The sequence below is a fragment of the Asaia spathodeae NBRC 105894 genome (assembly GCF_025994195.1).
GTDB lineage: Bacteria > Pseudomonadota > Alphaproteobacteria > Acetobacterales > Acetobacteraceae > Asaia > Asaia siamensis.
Map to the genome: position 1 here is coordinate 1 of NZ_BAPY01000020.1, position 3,529 is coordinate 3,529.

Genomic DNA, 3,529 nt, shown 5'->3' on the forward strand with positions numbered 1-3,529 from the left:
TCGCTCGCTCTCCGACAAGCTGATGCAGATGCACGGCGAGAACAAGGCCAGTGCCGAGGCGCGAGAGAAGGCAACCCTGAGTGCGATCGGCGCTGTAGCGGCCAAGGTCGACAAGCTTGGAGACCTCAAGGGATGGGCCAAGTGGGCGCTTATCATCACGGGGGTGGCCTTCGCCTATGCGAATGCTCATTTCTCAGGGTGGGTGCAATGACCAGCATCGACATTGCGACCGCGCTGATCTCACGCGACGACTTCGAAGGGCTGAGCCTCGAGCCTTACCTCTGCCCCGCCAATTACTGGACGATCGGCTACGGAAATCGCTTTCTGGCGGACGGATCGGCGGTCACGGCGCAGACGAAGCCGATCACCAAAGCCCAGGCTCTCGCTCTGCTGCGACAGACAGTGATGACGTTGCAAGCCAGGCTGCGGTCCTTCGTAACCGTACCCCTGACCGACTATCAGGGGGGCGCTCTGCTCTCGTGGCAGTTCAATGTCGGGAGCAACGCGGCGCAGGGCTCGACCCTTATCCGCCGCCTCAATCAGCGCCTTTACGCTGCCGCTGCACAACAATTCCTCGTCTGGGACAAGGCCACGGTGAATGGCCAACTCGTCGTCCTGCGCGGCCTCCAGCGCCGCCGCAAGATCGAGAGCGAAGTCTTCCTCGGGCGCGGCATCCCCACAACCGGAGTATCCGCATGAATTTCGATTGGCAGACGATCTACCAGACCGTCCTACCCTTCCTGCCTGCGTCCCTTGCTGGCGATGCGACAACCCTGATCACCTTCGTTGTCGCCTTGGCCGCCGTGATCGCCCGCTTCTGGCCCCGTCCTGCTGGCGGGTCGAAGTGGCTCCCCCTCTACCTGCTCGTGAACACCATCGCGATGAACGGCAAGCACGCCACCAACGCCGACGACGCAAAATCCTGACTGACGACACCGGCAGTCGGGCCGGGATCAGTCATTTCTCTCTTACCGCAGCGCCCCGATCGGGTTGCTCACTTACCGGAGGCCATCATGGCAGACACTGACAGCGCCCTTACCGTGATCGAAGGGATCGGCGCTAATATCGTCCCTGAACTCGTGGGCACCCTGCTCGCGAAATATGAACCGAACTGCGATATCGCCGGGGCCAAGGTGGCCGTCTCCGGCCTCGTGGCCAATGCAATCGCGCTGCAGAAGGCGCTCGACACGCAGGTCGTGAAGGAGGCTCCCGTCAATGCGTAAGCTCTTTTCTCTCTTCGCGCTGATCGGCTTTGTCGGCCTGACAGCGTGTTCCAGCGTGAGCCAGACCGATCTTCGCAAGGCTGGTTACGCCACCATCCAGGCTTATAATGCTACGGCCCCGCTGGCCCTCGCCTATGCCCAGCAGCCTAGCGCAGACCCCGACATCAAGGCATCGATCAAGACGGCCAGTTCCGACGCGATGAAGGTCATCACGCCGCTCGGGACCGATCTTCAGTCTTCCAATCCTCTCACTGCGCTTGAAGTATCGGCAGCAACCGCAGCCGTTGCCGCACTTCAGGCCAAAATCGCCACGGAGGCATCGAAATGAACGCAGCACTCATCGCCGCAATCGTGCAGGGCGTCGTCGCCGCTGTCGAGGAAGTGCCGAACATCATTCAGGTGATCGAGGACGCAATCGCTGCCAGCAAGTCGGGTGATGGCCCGACGACAGACCAGATCGCCGCTGCACTCAAGCAGGCGCAGGCTACGGATGCCGCCATTCAGGCTTCATGACCTAGCGCGCTCGCGCGCATTCGCAGTGGCAGAGTGGCAATACCCCTTCAATACGGGAGAACGCCCTCCAATAGTGTTAATGTCTACAAAATAAATAAATAAAATTTATCAAAGCCGTATGATAAAACATCTACGGCTAAATAACGAACTTATAGGATCAATCATGCAAAACCTTCCTCTATTCCGACCTGAGTTAGTTGAGGAATGTAAAGCAAGGGGGTTTGTGATCGTGCCAATCGCACCTACGAATGAAATGCTGGAAGCAGGCGCACCGGCGTGCTTCCAAGCATACGATGGAACTTGGGATATGGCCTGCTCGGCGGCGCGCACCTGCTACGCCGCGATGATAGAAGTCAGCGCCCTATAGCCCGAATTCCTTTGCGAGGTTCACAAGTATTATCTTTGTTTTGAAAACTGCGTCTTTGCAAAATTCCAGTGCGTTAACATCATATCCGTCAATCAGAAACGATACCCATATCTCCTGCCGCTCAGTGACGCCAGGAGTAGTTCGGATGCGCTGAGTGCGGGGGTCAACGGGCGCGCCCATAATACTAACGCCCTCGCCAAATATGACATTACTGCCCCAACTGACGCCACCGCCTCCTACACGCGTAACCGTAGTTATCGTTTCTTCCAATTTGGTCTGCGGTGTTAGTCCCACATGTTTCCCATGATTCGCCAACTTGCTTACAATTGATAACCACTTGTAACTATTATCCTCGTATGGCTGCAGCTTCCGTACGCGATCATAAAAATTGAGATGCTGCCCCCGCACCGCCTTCCACCGCCAATTTCCCAAGGTGCTCTCAAACGAGTGATGATCATCCGCTATTGGAAAATAAATCCTCGCTTTTGCCACGTCGTCTGCGGCCAATGATGGCTTAATCCATTGAGTGAAATAATGGTAAGCTATTCTATCAAGGGAAGATTTTATCTTTTCGCAGACGTCATGCGTCAGCTGCTGGGCTAAGGGGGTGACAGACTTGATGGCGAAGCATTTTTTATATTCCGCTTCCATTTCGCGAAGAAATTGTTCGGCCCTTTCGATAGGAAGTTTGATATCGTCATGCATAGAGAATTCTCGCCTATGTTAGAATGCACATGAGCCCCAGATTTGCACGGTTCGCCCATATTTTTTATAACACCACCCACGCGAGTACCGCTTATACTTTTCTGCTATCGCGATCGCTCTAGGTGCCCTGCTCGGGCTCTTCGTCTGTGCAGTATATGCTCTCCCCTCGTGACCTACAGCAAAGAAGATCAAGCGGCGCTCGCTGCTGAGATCAAGGCCACTCCTAAGCCGGAAACGGTGCGCTGGATCGGGAATTATATCGGGCTGCGGGACCAGGTGCGGGCTTGTCAGGAATGACTGAGCAACCAAATTTGAAGATACGCCTATTTTGTCAACTGAGATACTTATCTCCTAAAAATCCTCAATACTTTTACCAGTAAGCGACATTCACGCGTTGTTGCCGATGGGGATGGTTTAACGCTTATCAAGCAGGCTTCACGCTAACGGATCAAAAGCAGAGGATATACGGCAGACGCCTCGCTGAATAACGTTTCTAGCTACCCGAAGGCACAGTATCTCGCACCTGAAAGCCGCGTTGCGCCATACACGCCTTCCAGCTGGCGCCGATATTTTCACCATCTGCGGGAATGGATACGGTAGTAAGAGTAATGGTCGTTTTGCTTACAGTGCGTCCAACTCCATATCCATCCCCGTCATCCTTAAATTTAGAGGTGGTCCCCTCTGTTCGGACAGTTTTATGGCTCTGCTAAGCTATAGCCGG

The 3,529-nt window shown here is 55.1% G+C and carries 7 protein-coding genes; 6 read left to right on the plus strand and 1 reads right to left on the minus strand.

All coding sequences use genetic code 11. The features are described from left to right. The 6 genes from AA105894_RS09290 to AA105894_RS09315 form a co-directional block, all read left to right on the plus strand. Window positions 1-211 (plus strand): hypothetical protein (locus AA105894_RS09290; protein WP_267311476.1); only part of this gene is annotated, 211 nt, incomplete at its 5' end. Continuing rightward, window positions 208-699: a lysozyme gene (locus AA105894_RS09295; protein ID WP_267311477.1), complete on the plus strand. Its 492-nt coding sequence runs from the start codon at window positions 208-210 to the stop codon at window positions 697-699. The genes AA105894_RS09290 and AA105894_RS09295, both read left to right, overlap by 4 nt. Further along, window positions 696-926, plus strand: a complete 231-nt coding sequence (locus AA105894_RS09300; protein ID WP_267311478.1) for a hypothetical protein — start codon at window positions 696-698, stop codon at window positions 924-926. Before AA105894_RS09295 ends, AA105894_RS09300 begins: the two co-directional genes overlap by 4 nt. An 87-nt stretch (window positions 927-1,013) precedes the next feature. Beyond that, a complete protein-coding gene (locus tag AA105894_RS09305) occupies window positions 1,014-1,223 on the plus strand; it encodes a hypothetical protein (RefSeq protein WP_267311479.1) in 210 nt (69 codons plus the stop codon). Beyond that, on the plus strand, window positions 1,216-1,551 hold the full coding sequence (locus tag AA105894_RS09310) for a hypothetical protein (RefSeq protein ID WP_267311480.1): 336 nt from the start codon (window positions 1,216-1,218) through the stop codon (window positions 1,549-1,551). Before AA105894_RS09305 ends, AA105894_RS09310 begins: the two co-directional genes overlap by 8 nt. Next, complete coding sequence (locus AA105894_RS09315; RefSeq protein WP_267311481.1) at window positions 1,548-1,736, plus strand: hypothetical protein; 189 nt, start codon at window positions 1,548-1,550, stop codon at window positions 1,734-1,736. Before AA105894_RS09310 ends, AA105894_RS09315 begins: the two co-directional genes overlap by 4 nt. A gap of 361 nt (window positions 1,737-2,097) precedes the next feature. Here AA105894_RS09315 and AA105894_RS09320 read toward each other — a convergent pair whose 3' ends face one another. Continuing rightward, the gene (locus AA105894_RS09320) at window positions 2,098-2,808 is read right to left on the minus strand and encodes a hypothetical protein (protein WP_267311482.1); all 711 of its coding nucleotides are present in this window, start codon (window positions 2,806-2,808) and stop codon (window positions 2,098-2,100) included. Window positions 2,809-3,529: the final 721 nt, after the last annotated feature.